The organism is Hydrogenophaga sp. SL48, assembly GCF_021729865.1.
Lineage (GTDB): Bacteria > Pseudomonadota > Gammaproteobacteria > Burkholderiales > Burkholderiaceae_C > Hydrogenophaga.
On record NZ_CP063400.1, the window covers coordinates 3,345,279 to 3,367,562 of the forward strand.

The following is a 22,284-nucleotide window of genomic DNA, read 5'->3' on the forward strand; positions in this document are numbered from 1 at the left end:
TTTCGTACTCCTTACTTTTTCCAAACCACACGGTATGCGATGAGCGTGTCGCAGGCCAGCAGCGCGAACAGCAGCAGGCCTTGGAACACGCCGGTGATCGACTTCGGCAGGCCCATGCGCGACTGCGCCAGTTCACCACCGATGTAGAACATGCTCATCAGGATGGCCGAGAACACGATGCCCACCGGGTGCAGCCGCCCCACATAGGCCACGATGATCGCGGCGAAGCCGTAGCCCGCTGGCACATAGGGCGTGAGCTGGCCAATCGGCCCGGCCACCTCCAGCGCACCGGCCAGACCGGCGGCACCGCCCGAGGTCAGCAGCGCGATCCACAGCGCCTTGCGTGAGGAGAAGCCGGCGTAGCGCGCCGCCGCCGGGGCCAGGCCACCCACCAGTTGGGCGAAGCCGGCGTAGGTGCGGAACAGAAACACCCAGACCGCGGCCACGCCGGCCAGCGCGAGCAGCAGGCCGACGTTGACGCGCGAGCCCTGCATCAGCTTGGGGATCTGGGTGACGGCGTCGAAGGTTTTGGTCTGCGGGAAGTTGTAGCCCAGCGGGTCTTTCCAGGGGCCGTAGACCAGGAAGTTCAGCACCTGGATCGCCACGTACACCAGCATCAGGCTGACCAGGATTTCGTTGGCGTTGAAGCGGTCGCGCAGCAGCGCGGTGATGCCGGCCCAGAACATGCCGCCCGCCACGCCCGCGAGCAGGATGGCGACCACGATCCAGCGCCCGGTGTCGGGCCCGGCGAGCAACGCCACGCCGGCCGCGAACACCGCGCCGATCACGAACTGGCCTTCGGCACCGATGTTCCACACGTTGGAGCGGAAACACACCGCCAGCCCGAGCGCGATGATCAGCAGCGGCGTGGCCTTGACCATCAGCTCCGAGAGCGCGTAGGTGCTCTTGAGCGGCTCCCAGAAGAAGACCTGCAGGCCACGCACCGGGTCTTTGCCCAGCAGCGCAAACAGGATCACACCGATCACCACGGTGATGGCCAGCGCCAGCAGCGGCGAGGCGTAGCCCCAGCGCGCCGAGGGTTGGGGGCGGACTTCAAGCCGCAGCATGGGCGGTCTCCTTCTTGTTGTTGTGGCTGGTGTCCCAGAGGCCGGACATCCACTCGCCGATGCGCTCGATGGTGGCGTCGGCCCGGTCCAGGCTGGGGGAGAGCCGCCCCTTGGCGATCACGTGCAGGCGGTCGCTGATCTCGAACAGCTCGTCCAGCTCTTCGCTCACCACCAGCACCGCACAACCCGCGTCGCGCAGCGCCAGGATCTCGCCGCGGATCTGCGCCGAAGCGCCCACGTCCACACCCCAGGTGGGCTGGCTCACGATCAGCAATTTGGGCTTGGCCTCGATCTCCCGGCCGACGATGAACTTCTGCAGGTTGCCGCCCGAGAGCGACTTGGCCGCCGCGTCCGGCCCGTTGGCCTTGACGTTGTAGCGCTGGATGATGTCGGCCGCCTGGACCTTGAGCGCGCCGAGACGCAGCCAGCCGCCCGCCCCCAGCGTGTCGCGGCGCGACAGCAGCAGGTTGTGCGCGAGCGAGAGCGTGGGCACCGCGCCGCGGCCCAGCCGCTCTTCGGGCACGAAATGCAGGCCCAGCGCGCGGCGCTTGCCCGGGCCGTAGCGCGAAACGTCTTTGCCGCCCACCGAGATGCTGCCGGCCGGCGCGTGGGTGTCTTCGCCCGAAAGCGCAAACAGCAGCTCGGCCTGGCCGTTGCCCGACACGCCCGCGATACCCACCACCTCGCCCGCGCGAACGGTCAAGGCGATGTCGTGCAGGTCGGTGCCGAACGGGTCATCGCTGGGCATGCTGAGGTCTTTCACCTCCATCACCGTGGCACCCACCTTGAGTTCGCGCACGTTCAATGCCGGCGGCTCGGCACCGATCATCAGGCGCGAGAGCGAGGCGTTGCTTTCTTCGCGCGGGTCGCACACACCCGTGACCTGGCCACCGCGCAACACCGTGCAGGCGGTGCACAGCTCGCGGATCTCGTGCAGCTTGTGGCTGATGTACAGGATGCTGCAGCCCTCGGCCGCCAGCTTGTTGAGCACGATGAAGAGCTTCTCCACCGCCTGGGGCGTCAGCACCGAGGTCGGTTCGTCGAGGATCAGCAGTTGCGGTCGGGTCAACAGCGCGCGGATGATTTCCACGCGCTGCATCTCGCCCACGCTGAGCGTGTGCACCGGGCGCTTGGGATCGATGTCCAGCCCGTACGCCGATGCGGTGACATCGATGCTGGCGCTGACCTCGGGCAGGCTGAGCGACTTGTCCAGCCCCAGCCACACGTTCTCGGCCACGGTCAGCGTGTCGAACAGGCTGAAGTGCTGGAACACCATGCTGATGCCCAGCGCCCGCGCCTCCTGCGGGTTGCGCACGTGCACCGGCCGGCCGTTGAACATGACCGAGCCCTCGTCGGGCTTGACCGAGCCGTAGATGATTTTCATCAACGTGGACTTGCCGGCGCCGTTCTCGCCCAGCACGGCGTGGATCTGGCCCGGTGCCACGCTGAGCGAGACGCCGTTGTTGGCCACCACGCCGGGGTAGCGTTTGGTGATGCCGGTGAGCTGGAGTCGGGGAGTGGTCACGGGGTCTCCTCTTGGGGTGTTCAGGCTGCTGCCGCGTCGGCATCGGGGCGACGCAAGGCCGCAGCCACCGATTTGATCTGTTCGCGCAACCAGCGCGCAGCGCTGGACGCGTGGGTGCGCTCGTGCCACAGCTGGTAGTACATCAGGCGCGGAAACGGCACCGGGCACGGCAGGATCTGCACGGGCAGCCGGTCCACGAAACGCTCGCAATACTGCCGCCCGGTCGTCAGCACCAGCAGGCTGCCGGCCACCATGGCGGGGATCAGGCCGAAATGCGGGCAGCGCGCGGTGATGTTGCGTGTGAGGCCCTGTGCCGCCAGGTGGTCGTCGATCACGCCGCGCGCGCCGGGGTGGGTGGGGGTGGGCGCGATGTGTTCGGCCGCCAGCCAGGCCTCCACGTCCCAGCCCCGGCGCGCGGCCGGGTGCTGGCTGGACACCAGGCACACCACCTCGTCGCCGAACAGGCGGCCCAGGTGCAGGTCGTCGGGCGGCTTGGGCCAGTTGCCGATCACCACGTCCACGTCGCCCTGGGCCAGGTGCAGCCGGTAGTCGGAGTCGGCCGAGAGCGGGTGGATGTCGATCGGGCAGTGCGGCGCCAGGCCCTTGATCTGGGCCACCAGCTGCGGCAGGAACAGCGGGTCCAGGTAATCGCTGGCCGCCAGGCTGAAGCTGTGGCTGGCGGTCGCGGGGTCGAAGCTGCGCGCGTCGGAAAACAGCACCTCGGCGCTGCGCAGGATGTCGGCCGCCGGCTCGATCATGCGCAAGCCGGCCACGGTGGGCACCATGCCGGCACCAGAGCGCACCAAAAGCGGGTCACCCGCGAGTTCGCGCAGCCGCTTGAGCGAGGCGCTGACCGCCGGCTGGTGCATGCCCAGGCGCAAGGCCGCACGCGACACGCTGCGCTCGGTGAGCACGGTGTGCAGCACACGGATCAGGTGCAGGTCGATGCGGTCGAACATGGAGACGTATTTCATACCCGTTCAGTATGTGGATAAATGGGCTGTTGGGCATTCTGCCCATACGAGAGAGCATATGTTGTGCCATGGGCGCGGCGCTATGCTGCGGCGCATGAAGTCCCAAAACCCCGCACAAACCCTGAGATTCTTGCGCCGCGGCCAGCCGGTGGTGCTCGGCCACGTGGCCCCCGACCGCACCCTGCTGGAGGTGCTGCGCGAGGACCTGCACCTCACCGCCACCAAGGAGGGCTGCGGCGAAGGCGACTGCGGTGCCTGCACCGTGGTGCTGGGCGAGGCGGTCAACGGAAAGCTGCAATACCGGGCCATCAACAGCTGCATCCGGCTGGCCGCTTCGGTGGACGGCATGGCGGTCTGGACGGCGGAGGACATCGCCGCTGGCACCGGCGAACTGCATCCAGCCCAGGAGGCCATGGTGCAGTGCCACGGCAGCCAGTGCGGCTTCTGCACGCCGGGCTTCGTCATGAGCCTGTTCGGCATGTACCAGACACATATCGCCCCCACGCTCCCCACTGCGTGTGGTTCGCTGCCCCCCGAGGGGGCTCATGCGCCTAGGGGCGGCCCGTCGGCGCACGGGGGCGGCGGTCAGGGCATCACCCGGGAACAGGCGCAGGTCGATCTCTCGGGCAACCTGTGCCGCTGCACCGGCTACCGCCCCATTCTTGACGCCGCTGAAAAAATGGGCAGCCTGCCCTTGCCCGCCGACTGTGCCGTGGACGAAGCGGCCACACTGGCGGCGCTCAAGGCGTTGAAGCCGAAACAGACCGGCGATGAGCCCTACCTGCGCCCCACCACCCTGGCCGCGCTGCTGCAACAGCGGGCGAAGTTCCCCAAGGCCCAGGTCGTGGCCGGCTGCACCGACGTGGGCCTGTGGGTGACCAAGATGCACAAACGCTTTGAGCGCGTGCTCGACGTGACCGCGGCGCGCGAGCTGCAACGCGTGGAGAGCTACCCGCACCACATTGCCATCGGCGCCGCTGTGTCGCTGACCGATGCCTTTGCCGCGCTGGTGAAGGAGCGCCCCCAGCTCAAGACCTTCAGTCAGCGCTTCGCCGGCCTGCCGGTGCGCAACTCGGGCACGCTGGGCGGCAACGTCGCGAACGGTTCGCCCATCGGCGACTCGATGCCGCTGCTGATCGCGCTGGGTGCCAGCGTGGTGCTGATGCGCTGGAAGAAGACCGCCGCAGGCGGCGAGATCGCCCACCGTGAATTGCGGCTGGAAGACCTCTACACCGGCTACCGCACGAACGTGATGCGGGCGGACGAGCTGCTGTGCTGGATCAAGGTGCCGCGGCCGACGGGGCACGCGCCGAGCGCCGCGCCGGGCCGTCCCAAGCCAGCGAGCGCCCCCTCGGGGGGCAGCGAACCCAACGCAGTGGGGAGCGTGGGGGCTGAACAGCTCTTGCGGGTGTACAAGATCAGCAAGCGCTTCGACGACGACATCTCCGCCGTCTGCCTCGCGATCCAGATGACGGTGAAGGCCGGCGTGGTGCAACAGGTCTCCATCGGCGCCGGCGGCGTGGCCGCCACCCCGGCCCGTGCGCGCCAGACCGAAGCCGCCCTGCTCGGCCAGCCCTGGAACGCCGACACCGTGATGGCCGCCACCGCCACGCTGCGCGCCGAGTTCCAACCCATCAGCGACATGCGCGCCAGCGCCGCCTACCGCCAGACCGTGCTGGGCAACCTGCTGCGGCGCTTCTGGCTGGAGAGCCAGGGCCTGCAGGGCATCAACCTTGAAAGCCTCAAGACCCTGGAGGTGCTGGCATGAACGCGCCCGATCTCAAGCTGGTGGTGAACAAGGCGTTGGCCACGCGCGCAGCGGGAACATCCCGCTTTCATGAAAGCGCCCGCGCCCAGGTGGCCGGTGCCGCGACCTACATCGACGACATCCCCGAGGTGCGTGGCACGCTGCACGCGGCGCCGGTGTGTTCGCCGGTGGCGCACGGCATCCTGCGCGGCGTGGACGTGTCCGCCGCGCTGGCCCTGCCCGGCGTGCGCGCCGTGATCGACGCCCGCGACATCCCCGGCGACACGACCCTCGCGGCCTTTGCGCACGACGAGCCGGTGTTCGCGCTCGACACCGTGCAGTTCATCGGTCAGGTGGTGGCGCTGGTGGTGGCCGACGACGTGATGACCGCGCGCCGCGCCGCGCGGCTCGTGAAGCTGAACATCGAAGAACGGCCCGCCGTGCTCAGCGTGCACGAGGCGCACGCGCTGGAGAGTTACGTGCTGCCGCCCGTGCACGTGCAGCGCGGTGACGCCAAAGCGGCGCTGAAGCGTGCGCCGCATCAGCTCGAAGGCCGCTTCGAGGTCGGTGGCCAGGAACACTTCTATCTGGAGGGCCAGATCGCCTATGTGCTGCCGCTGGAGCAGAACCAGTGGTGGGTCTACACCAGCACGCAGCACCCCGGCGAGGTGCAGCACTGGGTGTCGCACGCCTTGGGGCTGTCGAACCACGCGGTCACGGTCGAATGCCGGCGCATGGGCGGCGGCTTTGGCGGCAAGGAAACGCAGGCCGGCCACCTGGCCGTGTGGGCCGCCATCGCGGCCAACAAGCTGAAGTGCCCGGTCAAGCTGCGGCTGGACCGCGACGACGATTTCATGATCACCGGCAAACGCCACCCCTTCGCCTACCACTACCGCGCGGGCTTTGACGACAGTGGCCTGCTCTGCGGCCTGGAGCTGGAGATGCTGGTCAACTGCGGCTTCAGCGCCGACCTCTCGGGCCCGGTGGCCGACCGCGCCATCTTCCACGCCGACAACGCCTACTTCCTCGAAGACGTGGCGGTCCACTCCTACCGCTGCAAGACGAACACGCAGAGCCACACCGCCTTCCGCGGCTTCGGCGGCCCGCAGGGCGTGATCGTGATCGAGCGCATCCTGGGCGACATCGCGCGCACGCTGGGCCTGGACCCGCTGGACGTGCGGCTGCGCAACCTCTACGGCATTGAGGACAGGAATGTCACCCACTACCAGATGAAGGTGGAGGACAACATCCTCGAACCACTCATCACGCAGCTCGCGCTCACCAGCGGCTACCGCGAACGCCGCGAGCAGATCGAGGCCTTCAACGCGCAGAGCCCCGTCATCAAGAAGGGCCTGGCGCTCACGCCGGTCAAGTTCGGCATCAGCTTCACCGCCACGCTGTTCAACCAGGCCGGCGCGCTGGTGCATGTCTACACCGACGGCAGCGTGATGGTGAACCACGGCGGCACCGAGATGGGCCAGGGCCTGAACACCAAGGTGGCGCAGATCGTGGCCGACGAACTGGGCGTGCCGTTCGAGCGCGTGCTCGCCACCGCCAGCGACACCAGCAAGGTGCCCAACGCCAGCGCCACCGCCGCCAGCAGCGGCACCGACCTGAACGGCCGCGCCGCGCAGTTCGCCGCCCGCCACGTGCGCGACAACCTGGCGGCCTTCGTGGCCGGGCTCGACGGCGTGGGCGCGGGTGCCGTGCGCTTCGAAGGTGGCCAGGTCATCACCGACAAGACCACACGCCGCTGGGAAGACGTGGTGGGCGCGGCCTACGCCAACCGCATCCAGCTCTGGAGCGATGGCTTCTACCGCACGCCCAAGATCCACTACGACAAGACCACCCTCACCGGCCGGCCGTTCTACTACTTCGCCTATGGCGCGGCGGTCAGCGAAGTCGCCATTGACACCCTCACCGGCGAGTACCGCGTGCTGAAGGTGGACATCCTGCACGACGTGGGCCACAGCATCAACCCGGCGATCGACATCGGCCAGATCGAAGGGGGGTTCGTCCAGGGCATGGGCTGGCTGACCACCGAACAACTGGTGTGGAACGGCAAGGGTTATCTGCAAACGCATGCGCCCAGCACCTACAAGATCCCCACATCGGGCGACGTGCCCGCCCATTTCCGGGTGGACCTCTGGCCCGAGGCCAACCGCGAGGACAACGTGCACGGCAGCAAGGCCGTGGGCGAGCCCCCGTTCATGCTGGCCATCAGCGTCTTTGAAGCACTGCGCGACGCGGTGACCCAGGCCGGCGGGCGGCCGGAAGCGATGAACGCACCCGCGACCGCGGAAGAGGTGTTGAGAGCGGTGGGGAACTGAATCGGCGTGGGGGCTGGGGCGGTGGATGGCGTCCCGTGTGGTCAGCCAACATGGTCCGATGGACACCATCAGGCCTCCGGTTGACTTTCCTCAACATCTTGGGGAACCAGGGGTCTATAAAAACACCAGTGTCTCAACCCCTGCGGGCGCCATGGAGGTTTCACCATGAAAAGGCTGTCGTTCATTGCCTTGCTGCTGGCCCTGCCGCTCGGTTCACCCACATGGGCCCAGACCGACACCTTGCCGGACGGGCTGGGCAAAGACCTTCGCACCCCCGAAGGCTTGCGAAAGCTCATCGAGCGCAAGGACCCGCGCTTTGTCATCGTGGATGTGCGCTCTCCCGCCGAGTACGCGGCGGGGCACATCCCCACGGCGATCAACATCCCGGGCGGCATCACCGCAGACATCAAGGCACCGCCCTCCAAGGACAAGTACCTGGTGCTCTATTGCCACGGCGGGATGAAGTCGCCCGCCGCGGGCGAGAAGATGCGGGCCGACGGGTACCCACATGTCCTCGTCTGGGGTGGCATCGTGAACTGGCCCCATGCCCGGGAAACCGCCACGAAGTAGCCCTCGATCAGCTGGACCGGCACGGCGTCGGAGGCGCTTCAGACCCGTGGACACCCGGGACGGTGTTTCATGAAACCCGGTGGGCCTACCGCAGCCCGTGCTTGCGGATCTTGTCGACCAGCGTCGTCTTGGGCACGCCCAGGGCCTTGGCGGTCTGGCCCACGTTGCCGGCGTGGCGCTCCAGCGCGTCGGCAATCAGGCTGCGTTCGAACTGGTCGACCGTCTCGGCCAGGCCCGGTTCGCCGGTCGCGCCGCCCGTGGTCGGGTCGGACGGCGCCGCATGCGGCGAGACCCACTGCGGTCCCACGCCCAGCACCAGCGCATCGGCCACGTTGCGCAGCTCGCGCACATTGCCGGGCCAGTCGCGCGCCATCAGCTGGCGCAGCTGCGCCTGAGGCAGCCGGGGCTCGGGCCGGTCGTAGCGGCTGGCGGCCAGCAGCATGAAGTGCTCCAGCAGCATGGGAATGTCTTCGCGCCGCTCGCGCAGCGCGGGCAGCTCGATGTTGACCACGTTCAGCCGGTACACCAGGTCGGCGCGGAAGCTGCCCTGTTGCGCGCGCGCCAGCAGATCGTCCTTGGTCGCGGCGACCACGCGCACGTCCACCGGGATGCTCTGGTTCGAGCCCAGGCGCTCGATGCAGCGCTCCTGCAGCACGCGCAGCAGCTTGACCTGCACGCCCATGGGCATGCTTTCGAGCTCGTCGAGAAACAGCGTGCCGCCGTTGGCGTGTTCGATGCGGCCGATGCGGCGCTTCTGCGCGCCGGTGAAGGCGCCGGGTTCATGGCCGAAGAGTTCGCTGTCGAGCAGGCTGTCGGGCAGGCCGCCGCAGTTGAGCGCCACATAGGGCGCGTTGCGGCGCCGCGAGTGGTCGTGCAGCGCGCGCGCCACCACCTCTTTGCCGGTGCCGGTTTCGCCTCGGATCAGCACGTCCACCGGCGAGTCGGCCACCTCGGTCACCAGTTGCCGCACGCGCGCGATGGCCGGCGAGTGGCCTACCAGCTTGCCTTCGAGGCCTTCGCTGAGCGTCAGCGCGCGGCGCAGGTTGGCCACCTCCAGGGTCAGGCGGCGCTTCTCCAGCGCCCGCTGCACCACCTCCACCAGCTGCTCGGGCGAAAAGGGCTTGGGGATGAAGTCGTAGGCGCCGCTGCGCATGGCCTGGACGGCCAGGTTCACGTCGCCGTGGCCGGTGATCATGATCACGGGCAGGTCGGGGTCGATGTCGCGCGCCTCGCAGATCACCGACAGGCCGTCGGCGCCGGGCAGGCGCATGTCGGTCACGACCACGCCGGCCAGGCCGGGGCCGATGTGTGGCAGCACGGCCTCGGCCGAATCGAAGGCGCGCACGGGAATGTCGGCCAGCTGCAGGGCCTGCACGCAGCCCAGCTGCACGGCGGCGTCGTCTTCCACCAGGAGAACGGTGAGGGCGCGGTTCATGGCGTGGGGGGAATTTTCGGGTGCATGGAGGGTTGCCAGAGCGGCACGGTGAGCGTGAAGCAGGCGCCGGCGCCCGGGGCGTTGTGCGCCGTCAGGCTGCCCTTGAATTCTGCGGCAATGTCGCGGCAGATCACCAGGCCCAGCCCGAGGCCGGCGCCCGTGGCCTTGGTGGTGTAGAAGGGCTCGAAGAGGTGGGCGAAGTCGGCCTCGCTCAGGCCCTTGCCGGTGTCCTGCACCTGGATCGCGATCGCCGGCGGCACCTGGTCCGGGCGCAGCTCGGCGGTGATCTGCAGCGTCTTGCGCGGTGCGTCGCGCATGGCGTCGAGCGCGTTGCCGACCAGATTGACCAGCACCTGCTCCAGCCGGTTGGCATCGCACCAGGCGATCCAGCGCCCCGGTTCGCAGCGGTTGTCGGTCTCGACCTGCTCGTGCCGCAGGCGCAGCTGGAACAAAAACAGGGCCTGCTCCACGATGCGGCCCACGTCGGTCGCCTCGGGACGCGAGCTCGATTTGCGCGAAAAACTCTTGAGCGGGTCGATGATGCGCGCCATCTGGTCGACCAGCCGGGCCACGATGGACAGGTTCTCCTGCGCCGCGCCGTGGTTGCCGCGGCGCATGAACTCGGCCGCGTTGCCCGACAGGGTGCGGATGCCCCCCAGCGGCTGCGTGAGCTCGTGCGTGATGCTGGCCGCGAGCTGGCCCAGCACGGCCATCTTGCCGGCGTGCACCAGCTCGTTCTGCGCGGCGCGCAGGGTCTTCTCGGTCTGCTCGCGCTCGGCCACTTCCTTGCGCAGCAGGGTGTTGGCGTCGGTGAGCTCCTGCGTGCGGCGGCCCACCTCCTGCTCCAGCTCGGCGTTGGCCTGCTCCAGCTGGCGCTTGGCGCCCAGCTTCTGGCGCTCGATGCGCTGGCGCTGCGCCCAGTACAGCGCCAGCAGCAACAGAAAGGCCACCGACACGGCGCCGCCGATGCCGTCCAGCAAGGCCTGGTGGCGCACCGCGGCCAGGCTGGTGAAGATCAGCACCCGCCAGTCCATGCCGTCGAGCGAGCGCCCGAGCACCATGAAGTCCGCCTGGCCACGCGCCTGGCCCAGCGCCGCCGAGACCTTGGCCTCGTCGCCCCGCAGCAGGCCCTGCACCTCCTGCGAGTCTTCGTCCACCGACAGCTCCACGCTCAGGGGAAACAGCGGCAGGCGCAGCGCGCCATAGGTCTGGGCCAGCTGCAGGTCGACCCGGCGCTCGGTGGGCAGCGGCGCGAGCGAGGTGTAGCGCCACTGCGGCTGCGAGGACAGGATCACCACCTGGTTGGCGTCGGCCACCAGCGCCGGCGCCCCCAGCATGGGCCAGGTCTGCTCCAGCGCGTCCAGGCCGATCTTGATCACAGCCACACCGACCACCCGGGGGCCGTCGTAGATCGGGTGCGAGGCGAAGTAGCCCGCGTGGCCGCCGCTGCCGATCGCGAAATGGCGCGTCGAGCGCCCGGCCAGCGCCTCCAGGTAATAGGGGCGGTAGGAGACGTCCTCGCCGCGCAGGCTGTCGTCGCGCAGCGCGGTGTTGCTGGAGGCCAGCACCACGCCGCGCACATCGAGCACGAACACCGCCAGGCTGCCCAGGTGGGCGTTCAGGCGCGAGAGGTAGTCGTTGGCGGCCAGCGCGTGCGCCGCGCCGGGCGCCTGCAGCAGCCGCACCACCACGGGGTTGAGCTGGATGGTCGCCGGCACCGGCTCCAGGCGCCGCACCCGCGCCTCGACCACCGAGGCGAACAGATCGAGCCGGCCGTTGGAGGCCGCCTTCAGGCTGGCCGCGCCCTGGGCGAAGCTGCGCTCGTACACCCAGAAACCCCCCGCCGCGATGAGGGCCAGCGCCACCAGCGCCAGCAGCGCGCGCCGCAGGGCCACCCCGGGCCGGTGGCGCGGCGGGGATGGGGGCGGACCGGACGGCGGTGCTGGGTGGATGGCGACCTCAGGCAGAAGATCTCAGTGGGCCAGGATCTTGGAGAGGAACTCCTTGGCCCGTGGCGAGCGCGCGTCCGGGTTCCCGAAGAACTCGTCGCGCCGGCAATCTTCGACGATTTTGCCGGCGTCCATGAAGATCACGCGGTGGCTGACCTTCTTGGCAAACCCCATCTCGTGGGTGACGACCATCATGGTCATGCCCTCTTGCGCGAGCTTGACCATCACGTCCAGCACCTCGCCCACCATCTCGGGGTCGAGCGCCGAGGTCGGCTCGTCGAACAGCATCACGATCGGGTCCATGCTCAGCGCGCGGGCGATCGCCACGCGCTGCTGCTGTCCGCCCGAGAGCTGGCCGGGGAACTTGTCCTTGTGCGCCATCAGGCCCACGCGGTCGAGCATCTTCAGGCCGCGGGTCTTGGCCTCGTCGGCGTTGCGGCCCAGCACCTTGATCTGCGCCAGCGTGAGGTTCTCGGTCACCGACAGGTGCGGGAACAGCTCGAAGTGCTGGAACACCATGCCCACGCGGCTGCGCAGCTTGGGCAGGTTGGTCTTGGGGTCGGCGATGCTGATGCCGTCCACCACGATGTCGCCCTTCTGGAAAGGCTCCAGCGCGTTCACTGTCTTGATCAGGGTGGACTTGCCCGAGCCCGAGGGGCCGCAGACCACCACCACCTCGCCCTTCTGGATGGCCGTGGTGCAGTCGGTCAGCACCTGGAAGCTGCCGTACCACTTGGAAACGTTCTTGATGTCGATCATGGCTCTGCTCCTTCAGCGGATGATGGCGATCTTCTTCTGCAGGCGACGCACCAGCATCGACAGCGAGAAACAGATGACGAAATAGACGACGGCGGCCACGAGGTAGGTCTCCACCGGCCGGTTGAAGTTCTTGCCCGCTACCTCGAAGCCCTTGAGCAGGTCGTAGGCACCGATGGCGTACACCAGCGAGGTGTCCTGGAACAGGATGATGGTCTGCGTCATCAGCACCGGCAGCATGTTGCGGAAGGCCTGCGGCAGCACGATCAGCTGCATGGTCTGGCCGTAGGTCATGCCCACCGCGTAACCCGCGTTGACCTGGCCCTTGGGCACGCTCTGGATGCCCGCGCGCATGATCTCCGAGAAGTACGCGGCCTCGAACACCGTGAAGGTGATCATGGCCGAGAGCTCCGCGCCCATGGGCTGACCGATCAGCAGCGGAATGAGCAGGAAGAACCACAGGATCACCATCACCAGCGGGATGGAGCGCAGGGTGTTCACGTAGAACGCGGCCGGGATCACCAGCCACTTCTTGCCTGAGAGGCGCATGAGCGCGAGCACCGTGCCGAGCAGGATGCCACCGACCATCGCGATCAGCGTGAGCTGCACCGAAAAGATCAGGCCCTTGAGCACGAAGCTCGACAGGACCGACCCGTCCAGAAAAGAAAAGTCGAGATTCATGTCAATGCCCCCCGATCATGCCGGGCACCTGCACCTTGTGTTCGATGAACAGCGCGATGCGGTTGATGACGAAAGCCGAGATGAAGTACAGGCCGGTGACCGCGAGGTAGACCTCGATGCCGCGCGAGGTTTCTTCCTGCGCCTGCATGGCGAACATGGTCAGCTCGGCGATGGACACCGCGAACGCCACCGAGGAGTTCTTGATGATGTTCATGCTCTCGCTGGTCAGCGGCGGGATGACGATGCGGAACGCCATCGGCAGCAACACATAGCGGTAGGTCTGCGACAGCGTCAGGCCCATGGCCAGCCCGGCGTAGCGCTGCCCCTTGGGCAGGCTCTGGATGCCCGCGCGCACCTGCTCGGCGATGCGCGCCGAGGTGAAGAAGCCGAGCGCGAACACCACCAGGATGAAGCTCGGCACCTCGCGCAGCGGCGGAATCAGGGACGGCAGCACGTGGTACCACAGGAACACCTGCACCAGCAGCGGGATGTTGCGGAACAGCTCGGTCCACACGTTGCCGATGGCCACCAGCACCTTGCTCGGCGTGGTGCGGAAGATGCCCATGACCGCGCCCACCACCAGCGCGACGACCAGCGCCAGCACGGCGACGCTGAGCGTCCAGCCCCAGGCCGAGAGCAGCCAGTCCAGGTAGGTGATGTCGCCGCCCTCGCCAAAACAGCTGGGGCGCACCTCACCGTCGATGGTGTCCTTGCAGAACACCTGCCAATCCCATGTGCTCATGGTGAATTCCCCAGTTCAACTGAATAAGAAAACAAACCCGACGCCGGAGAGACCGATCCGGCGCCGGGCCGCCCCAAGCCGGATCAGCCCCCGGACCCGGCGGAGACCGGGGCCCTTCCCGGTCTTGGGGCAACGACCCGCGCAGCGGCGGAGTGTGGGGGCCTTACTTCTTGACGGAATAGTCTTCCATCGGCTTGTCGTTCGGGGTGGCCCAGGCCGCTTTCGTGTTCTCGTTGGCGACCATGCCGACCTTGGTGTTGGCCGGGGGGATCGGCTGCTCGAACCACTTGGTCCACAGCTTGGCCACGTCGCCCGACTTCATCATGGCCTTGAGGCTGTCGTCCACGGCCTTCTTGAAGGCGGCGTCGTCCTTGCGGATCATGATGGCGATGGGTTCCACCGACAGCACCTCACCCACGAGTTTGAAGTCGGCCGGGTTCTTGGCCTTGGCGATGTTGCCGGCCAGGATGGCGCCGTCCATCACGAAGGCGTCGGCACGGCCGCTCTCCAGCAGCAGGAAGCTGTCGGCGTGGTCCTTGCCGTAGACCTCTTCAAAGTTCACGCCGGTGGCGCGTTCGTTCTTGCGCAGGGTCTGCACGGAGGTGGTGCCGGTCGTGGTGGCGACCTTCTTGCCGTTGAGCTGGGCAATCGAGGTGATGCCGGAGTTGGCCTTCACCGCGATGCGCACCTCTTCCACGAAGGTCGTCACGGCGAAGGACACGTCCTTCTGGCGCGCGGCGTTGTTGGTGGTGGAGCCGCACTCGATGTCCACGGTGCCGTTCTGCACCAGCGGGATGCGGTTCTGCGAGGTCACCGGCTGGTACTTGATGTCCAGCTTGGCCAGGCCCAGCTGCTTCTGCACGTCGGCCAGCACCTTCTGGCAGATCTCCACGTGGTAACCCACGAACTTGCCGTCGCCCAGCGTGTAGGACAGGGCACCCGAGCTTTCACGCACGCCCATGGTCACGGACCCGCTGTCCTTGATCTTCTTCAGGGTGTCGGTGGTCTGCGCCACGGCGGCCGAGCTGGCCACGAGGGCGGCAACAATCAACAAAGACTTTTTCATACAGGCTCCAAAAGGTTGGGAGGGTGGGGGAAACAAAAGAATGACCGTGGCCGGCTCAACCGGGCACCTGGTCCGTGGGGTACTTCCAGAAGTCCTTCAGCAGGTAGTTCATGGGCAGGTTCAAGGGCTTGTTGGCGGGCGGGATGGGCTGACTGAACCAGCGGTCGTAGATCGCGTGCGCCTCCCGGGAACGGATCAGCCGCTTCATCTCGTCGTCCACCAGCTGTTTGAACTGCGGGTCGTTCTTGGGCAGCATGATGGCCAGCGGTTCGATGGTCAGGAACTTGCCCACCACCTTGAGCTGGCCCGGGTTGGGCCGCCCCGCGGCCAGGCCGTAGAGCAGCACGTCGTCCATCACGAAACCGTCGGCCTCGCGCCGTTCCACCATCTCGAGGGCGCGCGAATGGTCGTCGGCTTCCAGAACCGTGATGCCCAGCAGGTACTCGTTGTTGGCGCGGTTCACCGCCTTCAGCGGCGTGGTGCCCTTGGTGGAGACCAGCTTCAGCCCTTTGAAGTCGCGCACCACCTGCACCGCGCTGTCCGCGCGCACCAGGTAGCGCGCGCCGGTGATGTAGTGCGGCACCGTGAAGGCCACCTTCTCGCGGCGCTCGGCGTTGTTGGTGGTCGAGCCGCACTCGAGGTCGGCCTTGCCCTCTTCCACCATGGCGATGCGGTTGGCCGGCGTGACCTGCACGAAGCGGGGGGTGAGCGTCTCCAGCGCCAGCTTCTTGCGCACGGCCTCGGCGAGCTTCAGGCACAGGTCGATCGCATAACCCACCGGCTTCTTGTCGGCGTCGACGAAAGAAAACGGCACCGACGATTCGCGGTGGGCCAGCACGATGCTGCCGTCCCTCTGGATGCGGTCCAGCACCGGGCCGGCCGCCGCCCACAGCGGCGCCGACGCCAGGGCCGCGGCCCAGAAAAACCGGTTCAGACAGGCCATGGTGGTCATCCCAGAGGTTGATCGGTCGGCGACCGGTACAGGTCGAGCAAGGCGTCGGGCGGTGGCCAGTTCAGGTTCAGCCCCTTGGGCGGAATCGGGCTCTGGAACCAGCGGCGGTAGACCTTCAGCGCCTCGCCCGACTGCATCAGCCGCGTCAGGCTGCGGTCCACCACGGCCTTGAACGCGGTGTCGTCCTTGCGCAGCATGCAGGCGTAGACCTCGGTCGCCATCGGCTTGCCGACCACGCGCCAGTCCTCGGGCCGGTCGGTCTTCGCGCGCAGCCCGTAGAGCAAGGCCTCGTCCATCAGGAACGCGACGGCCCGCCCGCTCTGCAGCTGCTCGAACGCCTCGCCGTGGTCCTTGGCCGAGACGATGTCCACCTTCAGGCCCGTGGACTCGCTGTGCAGCATGAGCTGGCGCTCGCTCGTGGTGCCGGCGGTGACCAGCACGCGCCGCCCACCGAGATCAGACAGATCGGTGACACCCGAGTCCACCCGGGTGAGCAAGCGCGAGCTGGTCTGGAAGATGGAGACCGAGAACGCCACCTGGCGCGCGCGTTCGCGGTTGTGGGTGGTGGAGCCGCACTCCAGGTCCACCGAGCCGTTCTGCACCAGGGGGATCCGGTTCTGGGAGGTCACCGGCACCAGCTTGACCGCGAGCGCCGGGAGCTTGAGTTCCTTCTTGATGCTGTCCGCCACCGCCAGCATCAGGTCCTGCGAATAGCCCACCACCTGGCGGCGGCCGTCGTAGTACGAGAACGGCACCGAGGACTCCCGGTGCCCCAGGTTGATGGTGGCCGTCTGCGAAATCTTCTGCAGCGTCGTGAGCACCGGCGTCTGGGCCTGTGCGCCCAGGGCGCAGCACATCAGCAGAAAGGGGGGCAGGCAACGGGTCATGGTCATGGGGTGTTTGGGGGTTGTCAGCGCAAAGGCCATGCCAGTGAGTATTAACCCTAGGAATGGGGCTCCAATGTGGCCCAAAACCCCTCTCAAACCGCGTTTGTGACGCTCACAAGCCGCCTGAGCGAACGGAAATCCGTTTCACCCACCACACCAAAAACGGATTTCCGACGCCCGGGCTCCCGCCAGCCTCAGGGCTTGATCGCCACCTTCAACACGCCATCGCGCTGGTGTGCAAACAGCTCATACGCTGCCACGATGTCGTCGAGCTTGAACTGGTGCGTCACCATCACGCCCAGGTCGATGCGACCCGAAGCCACGACGTTCATCAGCCGGCGCATGCGCTCCTTGCCGCCCGGGCACAGCGCGGTGACGATGCGGTGGTCGCCCAGGCCGGCGGCGAACGCTGTGAGCGGGATCGTCAGGTCGGTTGAATAGACGCCCAGGCTGGACAAGGTGCCGCCGGGTTTGAGCACGCGCAGGGCCGACTCGAAGGTGGACTGGGTGCCCAGCGCCTCGATGGACGCGTCCACACCGCGCCCGCCCGTGATCTTCATGATCTCGTCGACCACATCGCAGTGGTTGAAGTTGAGCGTGAGGTCGGCGCCCATCTTCTTCGCGATGTCCAGGCGGTGGTCATTGCCGTCCACCGCGATGATGGTGGACGCGCCCAGCAGGCGCGCGCCCGCGGTGGCGCACAGGCCGATGGGGCCTTGCGCAAACACCACCACGGTGTCGCCGATGCGGATGCCGGCGTTCTCCGCGCCCTTGAAACCGGTGGACATGATGTCGGGGCACATCAACACCTGCTCGTCGGTCAGCCCATCCGGGATGGGCGCGAGGTTGGCCTGGGCATCGGGCACCAGCACGTACTCGGCCTGGGTGCCATCGATCAGGTTGCCGAAGCGCCAGCCCGCCGTGGCCTTGAAGCCATGGCAGCCGCACAGGCCCTGGGGAATCAGGTAGCTGCCGTCTTGCGAGGGCGCGCCGTCCTGCGCCGCGTAGGAATTGAAGTTCGGGCAGATGGCGCCTGCGATGACCCGCTGGCCTTCGGTGTAGCCCATCACGGCGCTGCCCAGTTTTTCGATCACGCCCACCGGCTCGTGGCCGATGGTCAGGCCCTTGGCGACCGGGTATTCCCCCTTGAGGATGTGCACGTCGGTGCCGCAGATGGTGGTGGTCGTGATGCGCATCAGGGCGTCGTTGGGCCCCACATCGGGGATGGGTTTGTCGACCAGCTCGATGCGGTTTTTCTCGACAAAGACGGCGGCTTTCATCATGGTGACCATGGGTCCTCCTGGAACGGTTGAAACATCGGCTGGGGGTGTCAGGCGTCGCTGGTCTTCCCGTCGCTGGCCTTTTTGAGGATGACGTACAGCTCGTCCTTGAGCTGCAGCTTTTCGCGTTTCAGCGTGTCGATCTCGTCCGGGGTGGCCATGTCGATGCCGTCCTCCATGTTCTGGATCTTCTGATCGAGTTCGTTGTGCTGGTCGAACAGCCGCGTGAAGTGGCCGTCGGTGGTCTTGAGGCTCGTGATGAGGTCTGGGTACTCTGGAAACATCGGGGGGTCTTTCGTGAAGCGCTGCCGGGGAGGCGCAGGATCGCGCCGCGCCCAGACGGGGCGTGACCAAGAAGCTTGAGCGATGTCAGCCCTGTCTTCTGTGCGCCAGCGCCCAGACCAAGGCCAATGCACCTGCCGCGGGTGCGCTCTGCCGTCCCTACCGGGCGAACGTGGTGAAACCGGGCCGGCCCGGCAGGTTCAGGCGCGCAGACGCAGGCGCCATCTCCGACAGCAGTTGCCCTTTGCGCCACACCTTCAGGCGCGTGGCCCGCAGGCGGATCGCCTCGATGGGGTCGCGCGCCTGCAGCAGCACGAAGCTCGCGTCCTTCCCGGCTTCGATGCCGTGGCCACCCAACCCCATCACCTTCGCGGCGTTGACCGTCACCGCATCGAAGCACTGGCGCATGCCGGCCTGGCTGGTCATCTGCGCCACGTGCAGGCCCATGTGCGCCACCTCCAGCATGTCGCCGCTGCCCAGCGAATACCAGGGGTCCATCACGCAGTCGTGGCCGAAAGCGACCGTGACCCCGGCGGCCATGAGCTCGGGCACGCGCGTCATGCCGCGGCGCTTGGGGTAGCTGTCGTGCCGGCCCTGCAGGGTGATGTTGATCAGCGGGTTGGCGACCGCGCTCACGCCGGCTTCGGCGATCAGCGGGATCAGCTTGCTCACGTAGTAGTTGTCCATGCTGTGCATGGAGGTGAGGTGCGAGCCGTTGACGCGGCCCTGCAGACCCAGGCGCTGGGTCTCGAAGGCCAGCGTCTCGATGTGGCGCGAGAGCGGGTCGTCGCTCTCGTCGCAGTGCATGTCCACCGGCAGGCCACGCTCGGCGGCGAGCTCACACAGCAGCTTCACGCTGGCCGCACCCTCACTCATGGTGCGCTCGAAGTGCGGGATGCCGCCCACCACGTCGACGCCCAGACCCAACGCGCGTTTCAGGTTGTCGAGGCCGCCTTTCGCGCGCAGCACGCCGTCTTGCGGGAACGCCACCAGCTGCAGGTCGAGGTACGGCGCCACACGGCGCTTCACCTCCAGCATCGCGCGCACCGGCAGCAGGCTGGGGTCGCTGGTGTCCACATGGCTGCGGATGGCGAGCAGGCCCTTGGCCACCGCCCAGTCGCAGTAGGTCAGCGCGCGCTGAACCAGGGCTTCTTCGGTCAGCAGCGGCTTGAGCTCACCCCAGAGCGCGATGCCCTCCAGCAGCGTGCCGCTCTGGTTCACGCGCGGCAGGCCGTAGCTCAGCGTCGCGTCCATGTGGAAATGTGGGTCGCAGAACGGCGGCGAGAGCAACTGGCCGGCGGCGTCCAGCGTCTGGTGGGCCGGCGCTTGCAGCCCCTCGCGCACCTCAACGATGCGGCCGCCCCGCACCGCGACCGACATGCCGGTGCGGCCGTCGGGCAGACTGGCCTGGGTGATGAGCAGGTCGAGCATGGGCGGTCCCGGTCAGGGGGCGTGGCGGCGGTAACCCGCCAGCAAGGCGGCCAGCAAGCCCATGCCCACGGCGCAGCCGCGGTGCAGCCAGCGCAGACCGGCCTGCGACAACCAGCGCACCGCCTGCCGCCCGGCGACGGCGTAGGCCACCATCACCCCGGCGTCGATGACCACGAACAGCGCGCCCAGCGCCGCATACTGCGCCACCACCGGCAATGCCGGGTCCACGAACTGCGGCAGGAAGGCCGCAAAGAACAGCAGGGCCTTGGGGTTGGACAGCGCCACCGTGAGGCTGCGCAGAAAAGCGGCGCGGCCCAGGGCCTGACGACCCGGCACCTCGGCCAGGGCGGCCTGCAGGTCCAGCGGCGGGCTGCGCCACAGCTGCACCGCCAGCCACAGCAGGTAGAGCACGCCCACCGCGCGCACCGCCTCGAACAGCCAGGCCGACGCCGCCAGCAGCGAGCCCAGGCCCACGGCCACCACCGCGATCACGATGCCGCTGCCCAGCGTGGCCCCCGCGATGCCCCAGCCCGCGCGGCGCATGCCGCCCGCCATGCCGTTGGAGAGGGCCAGCAGCATGGTGGGGCCGGGAATCACCGCCAGCGCGAGCGAGGCGGTGGCGAACATCAGCAGGGTCTGCAGGTCGGGCATGGGGTCGGTCTCCGGTGGGGCGCGGGTCGTTCAAGGATGGGCGGTGTCACTGCGTGCCGAAGATGCGGTCGCCCGCATCGCCGAGGCCGGGCAGGATGTAGCCGTGTTCGTTGAGCTGGCGGTCGATGGCCGCTGTGTAGATCGGCACGTCGGGGTGGGCCTTCTGCAGCGCGGCCACGCCCTCGGGGCAGGTCAGCAGGCAGACGAACTTGATGGACTTCGGCCGGGTCTCCTTGAGCCGATCGATGGCGGCGATGGCCGAGTTGCCGGTGGCCAGCATCGGGTCCACCACGATCACGTCGCGCTCGGGCATGTCGGACGGCATCTTGAAGTAGTACTCCACCGCGGTCAGCGTCTTGGGGTCTCGGTAGAGGCCGATGTGGCCCACGCGCGCACCCGGCACGACGTTGAGCATGCCCTCCAGGATGCCGTTGCCCGCGCGCAGGATGGACACGAACACCAGCTTCTTGCCGTCGATGACCTTGGCGGTCATGGTCTCCAGCGGCGTCTCGATTTCAATGTCCTGCATCGGCATGTCGCGCGTGACCTCGTAGGTCATGAGCAGGGACAGCTCGTTGAGCAGGCGGCGGAAGCTGTTGGTGCTCGCGTCCTTGCGGCGCATCAGCGTGAGCTTGTGCTGCACCAGCGGGTGGTCGATGAGGTGGACGTTGCTCATGTTTGTGCCTTGTGTTGTTGTGGGGGAAGACTAGAAGACGGTGCCGTCGCTCACGATGTTCAGCGGCGGCAGGCCGTCGCGCAGCCGCTGGGCGAGCAGGCGGCCCGCGGCCCAGGTGCCGCCTTCGAGCACGCAGGCCAGTGGCATCTGTTCGGCGCTCAGGCCCAGCTCGGTGCGCACCAGCGGCGCGAGTTCGTCGAGCAGGGCCACGGTGAGCGCGCGCCACTCGACGATGAAGGGATCGCCCGCCTGCCAGGGCCGGGTGGCCCAGTCGGCGGGCAGCGGGCGCAGCACACCCGCGTCGATCAGCAGGCCGCCGTTGCGGTACTCGGGCAGTCCGGTCAACGCATCGAGCCCGGTCACGCGCACGCCCGCCCATTCAAACGGCTCCAGCAGCGAATAGGTGAGCCACTGCGAGAGCTTGTGGAACGGCACCCAGCCGGCGGTGAGGCCTTCGCCCACCACGGCCGGGTGCGGCCAGCAGTCGCCCAGCGCTTGCTCGCCGATGGCGTTCTGCGCCGGCCAGATGCCCGAGAGTGTGTCCAGCAGCAGGACCAGGATGGCGTGCGCCGCCACCGTGCCCGCCCCGTTCGCGGTGAGCGCGTCGAACAGGCCACCGGGCCGCCCCGTCGCGCCAAACACCGACGGCTGCGCACTCAGCACCGCGCCCAGGCGGCGCAGCAGCGCGGCCCGCCCCTCCAGGCCCACCAGCGGGTTGTCGTCGCCCACCTGGAACGCCGCCCCCAGCTGCGCCGCCGTGAGCGCGGCCAGACCGGCGGCGTCCACCCGCAGCGGCTGCGCCGGATCGCTGGAGAACAGGCCCGAGGTGAAGGCGTGGAAACTTGCCACGCCCAGGCCCTCGGAGCGGGCGAAGCCCTGGCCACTGTCCGCCTCGCGGAAGCTCCACCGCGGGCCCGCGCCGGCGTCGAGCAACACGCTCACCAGCGCCATGTCGATCTGCGCGCGCGCACGGGTCGCGGCGTCCACCGGGCCGAGCAGCGCGTCGAGCTGGCCCGCCCGGTCCACCCCGCCGGCCTCGAAGTGCCGCCAGCGGCTGTGGTACGGGATGCCGCCGTCGGGGAAGCGAGCGTGGGTGAGTTCGGCCACGGTGCTGGCGGCCAGCGCCAGCGCGCCGTCGTTGACCGTGAAGCAGTCGGATTCGCCGGCGCGGGCACGCGCCAGCAGCTGGCCCGAACGCTCGCGCACGGCGGTGGTGGAGCGCAGCGCGTGGGCCGCGCCGGCGGCCGTGTGGGCGTCGGTGGTCATTCGGTCACCCTCCGTGC

The 22,284-nt window shown here is 68.1% G+C and carries 20 protein-coding genes; 3 read left to right on the plus strand and 17 right to left on the minus strand.

Going from position 1 to position 22,284, the window contains the following annotated elements:
• Positions 1-11 precede the first annotated feature (11 nt).
• Genes IM738_RS15855 through IM738_RS15865 form a run of 3 tightly spaced genes read right to left on the minus strand, consistent with a single transcriptional unit; the run spans position 12 to position 3,566 of the window.
• On the minus strand, positions 12-1,067 hold the full coding sequence (locus IM738_RS15855) for an ABC transporter permease (protein ID WP_236961951.1): 1,056 nt from the start codon (positions 1,065-1,067) through the stop codon (positions 12-14).
• Complete coding sequence (locus IM738_RS15860) at positions 1,054-2,616, minus strand: ABC transporter ATP-binding protein (protein WP_442908524.1); 1,563 nt, start codon at positions 2,614-2,616, stop codon at positions 1,054-1,056. The genes IM738_RS15855 and IM738_RS15860 overlap by 14 nt, the downstream gene beginning before the upstream one ends.
• Positions 2,613-3,566, minus strand: coding sequence for a LysR family transcriptional regulator (locus IM738_RS15865; RefSeq protein WP_236961955.1), 954 nt, complete (start codon positions 3,564-3,566; stop codon positions 2,613-2,615). The genes IM738_RS15860 and IM738_RS15865 overlap by 4 nt, the downstream gene beginning before the upstream one ends.
• 94 nt (positions 3,567-3,660) lie before the next feature.
• On the opposite strand from IM738_RS15865, the gene IM738_RS15870 reads away from it, so the two are divergent.
• The 3 genes from IM738_RS15870 to IM738_RS15880 all read left to right on the plus strand — a co-directional run bounded on the left by IM738_RS15870 (position 3,661) and on the right by IM738_RS15880 (position 8,213).
• The gene (locus IM738_RS15870; RefSeq protein ID WP_236961957.1) at positions 3,661-5,334 is read left to right on the plus strand and encodes a xanthine dehydrogenase small subunit; all 1,674 of its coding nucleotides are present in this window, start codon (positions 3,661-3,663) and stop codon (positions 5,332-5,334) included.
• A complete protein-coding gene (xdhB, locus tag IM738_RS15875) occupies positions 5,331-7,643 on the plus strand; it encodes a xanthine dehydrogenase molybdopterin binding subunit (RefSeq protein WP_236961959.1) in 2,313 nt (770 codons plus the stop codon). Before IM738_RS15870 ends, xdhB begins: the two co-directional genes overlap by 4 nt.
• A gap of 165 nt (positions 7,644-7,808) precedes the next feature.
• Positions 7,809-8,213, plus strand: coding sequence for a rhodanese-like domain-containing protein (locus IM738_RS15880; protein WP_236961961.1), 405 nt, complete (start codon positions 7,809-7,811; stop codon positions 8,211-8,213).
• An 85-nt stretch (positions 8,214-8,298) separates the two neighbouring features.
• On the opposite strand, the gene IM738_RS15885 is transcribed toward IM738_RS15880, so the two are convergent.
• The 14 genes from IM738_RS15885 to IM738_RS15950 form a co-directional block, all read right to left on the minus strand.
• Entirely contained in the window at positions 8,299-9,648 is a 1,350-nt protein-coding gene (locus IM738_RS15885; protein ID WP_236961965.1) for a sigma-54-dependent transcriptional regulator, read from the minus strand.
• Complete coding sequence (locus IM738_RS15890) at positions 9,645-11,543, minus strand: ATP-binding protein (RefSeq protein ID WP_236961967.1); 1,899 nt, start codon at positions 11,541-11,543, stop codon at positions 9,645-9,647. The genes IM738_RS15885 and IM738_RS15890 overlap by 4 nt, the downstream gene beginning before the upstream one ends.
• 78 nt (positions 11,544-11,621) lie before the next feature.
• Positions 11,622-12,356 carry an amino acid ABC transporter ATP-binding protein gene (locus IM738_RS15895; protein WP_236961969.1) on the minus strand — a complete coding sequence of 245 codons (735 nt, stop codon included), beginning with the start codon at positions 12,354-12,356 and terminating at the stop codon, positions 11,622-11,624.
• Positions 12,357-12,368: 12 nt separating this feature from the next.
• Positions 12,369-13,034: an amino acid ABC transporter permease gene (locus IM738_RS15900; RefSeq protein ID WP_236961971.1), complete on the minus strand. Its 666-nt coding sequence runs from the start codon at positions 13,032-13,034 to the stop codon at positions 12,369-12,371.
• Position 13,035: 1 nt separating this feature from the next.
• On the minus strand, positions 13,036-13,776 hold the full coding sequence (locus IM738_RS15905) for an amino acid ABC transporter permease (RefSeq protein ID WP_236961972.1): 741 nt from the start codon (positions 13,774-13,776) through the stop codon (positions 13,036-13,038).
• Between the two features lie 163 nt (positions 13,777-13,939).
• Positions 13,940-14,842 (minus strand): amino acid ABC transporter substrate-binding protein, encoded by a 903-nt coding sequence (locus IM738_RS15910; RefSeq protein ID WP_236961974.1) that lies wholly within the window; start codon positions 14,840-14,842, stop codon positions 13,940-13,942.
• Between the two features lie 55 nt (positions 14,843-14,897).
• On the minus strand, positions 14,898-15,785 hold the full coding sequence (locus tag IM738_RS15915) for an amino acid ABC transporter substrate-binding protein (RefSeq protein ID WP_236966333.1): 888 nt from the start codon (positions 15,783-15,785) through the stop codon (positions 14,898-14,900).
• Positions 15,786-15,790: 5 nt separating this feature from the next.
• A complete protein-coding gene (locus IM738_RS15920) occupies positions 15,791-16,681 on the minus strand; it encodes a transporter substrate-binding domain-containing protein (RefSeq protein WP_442908525.1) in 891 nt (296 codons plus the stop codon).
• A gap of 194 nt (positions 16,682-16,875) precedes the next feature.
• A complete protein-coding gene (locus IM738_RS15925; protein WP_236961978.1) occupies positions 16,876-17,973 on the minus strand; it encodes an NAD(P)-dependent alcohol dehydrogenase in 1,098 nt (365 codons plus the stop codon).
• A gap of 38 nt (positions 17,974-18,011) precedes the next feature.
• Entirely contained in the window at positions 18,012-18,245 is a 234-nt protein-coding gene (locus tag IM738_RS15930; RefSeq protein WP_236961980.1) for a YdcH family protein, read from the minus strand.
• A gap of 157 nt (positions 18,246-18,402) precedes the next feature.
• Positions 18,403-19,674 (minus strand): amidohydrolase family protein, encoded by a 1,272-nt coding sequence (locus IM738_RS15935; RefSeq protein ID WP_236961982.1) that lies wholly within the window; start codon positions 19,672-19,674, stop codon positions 18,403-18,405.
• 12 nt (positions 19,675-19,686) lie between these two features.
• Complete coding sequence (locus IM738_RS15940) at positions 19,687-20,325, minus strand: LysE family translocator (protein WP_236961983.1); 639 nt, start codon at positions 20,323-20,325, stop codon at positions 19,687-19,689.
• Between the two features lie 46 nt (positions 20,326-20,371).
• Positions 20,372-21,001, minus strand: a complete 630-nt coding sequence (upp, locus tag IM738_RS15945) for a uracil phosphoribosyltransferase (RefSeq protein WP_236961984.1) — start codon at positions 20,999-21,001, stop codon at positions 20,372-20,374.
• A 30-nt stretch (positions 21,002-21,031) separates the two neighbouring features.
• Positions 21,032-22,267: a URC4/urg3 family protein gene (locus IM738_RS15950; protein WP_236961985.1), complete on the minus strand. Its 1,236-nt coding sequence runs from the start codon at positions 22,265-22,267 to the stop codon at positions 21,032-21,034.
• Between the last annotated feature and the right edge of the window lie 17 nt (positions 22,268-22,284).